Origin of the sequence: Bacillus sp. AY2-1, from assembly GCF_008368965.1 — a bacterium.
Classification (GTDB): Bacteria; Bacillota; Bacilli; order Bacillales; family Bacillaceae_G; genus Bacillus_A; species Bacillus_A thuringiensis_S.
The window spans coordinates 1-683 of record NZ_QPEL01000258.1 but is presented as its reverse complement, the minus strand read 5'-3'; the positions used below and the strand labels follow the sequence as shown (position 1 = coordinate 683).

Genomic DNA, 683 nt, shown 5'->3' with positions numbered 1-683 from the left:
TTAGAATATGAAAAAGCAACCCAAAAAATGAATTCCGAATGTGATTTCTTGTATATTTCATAACATATATTCTTTTGATTTGTACCTTTATTCTAAAAATTCAATGAAAAAATTTGCTGCAGAACTTAATTTTCTTTTTTAAAGTTGATTTCAATTATTTTTAACAACTGTTTCACTCTTTCATCATATGTATGTTCGATGAGTGTCCTCTTGAATCCCTCCATCGCAACTTTCCTTCTTTTTTCTGGATTTGCTAAATAAATTTCTGCTTTTTCTATAAAATCAACTGAAGAAGTAAATGTCTCAATTTGTACCCCTGGAATATAACAATTTTCTAAATCAGAACGAATATCTGTCATTTGAAAAGAGCCTGTACTCGCTATTTCAAATGTCCGGTTGTTAATTGAACAAGCATTTATTTTTAGTTCATTTCTATTAAATGTTAAATCCTCAATAGAACGATGTATATTAATATTAATTTTGCTTCTTTTGTAATATTCTGTATTGTTTTCGTAAACCAAAAATGGTAAGAGTACGATTTTCTCTTTCAATAATTCATAACTGTTCAATCTATTCCAATTATTCCCTACAATTAGAGTGTTTTTAGTCGCTAAGTACTCGGCAATTGAATCAATGAAAGCAAGGCGATTTTCAAAAGCAGTCCCTATAAAACTAATATCATA

1 protein-coding gene is annotated in these 683 nt (G+C 28.3%); it reads right to left on the bottom strand.

The features are described from left to right. Nucleotides 1-125: 125 nt before the first annotated feature. On the bottom strand, nt 126-683 hold a 558-nt coding region (locus DN403_RS30010), incomplete at its 5' end, for a CgeB family protein (RefSeq protein WP_149186076.1).